Source organism: Pseudomonas fluorescens (genome assembly GCF_000968015.1).
Classification (GTDB): Bacteria; Pseudomonadota; Gammaproteobacteria; order Pseudomonadales; family Pseudomonadaceae; genus Aquipseudomonas; species Aquipseudomonas fluorescens_W.
The window spans coordinates 1-262 of the sequence record NZ_LACH01000139.1 but is presented as its reverse complement, the minus strand read 5'-3'; the positions used below and the strand labels follow the sequence as shown (position 1 = coordinate 262).

The 262-nt window shown below is 51.9% G+C and carries 1 pseudogene; it reads left to right on the top strand.

Annotation, left to right across the window (positions count from 1 at the left end):
- A pseudogene (locus VD17_RS32885) lies at positions 1–262 on the top strand (copper resistance protein B); the annotation flags it as partial.

Below are 262 nucleotides of genomic sequence, written 5' to 3'. Positions count from 1 at the left end.
TACCAGTCCTGCTTTCTTTGTTATGGCTCACGCCGCTGAAGAGACGGATCACTCTAAGATGGACCATGGCTCAATGGGAGCGATGGACCATAGCAAGATGAGTATGGATGACGGGCAAATGGACGGAATGGAAAGTATGGATGGAGGGGCGACTACCACCAGTCGAACCCCAGTTCCCGTACTTACCGATGCTGACCGTGCAGCCGCCTTTCCAGATGTTGCTGGTCATGGTGTCCACGATAAAAAACTCAACTCCTTCATG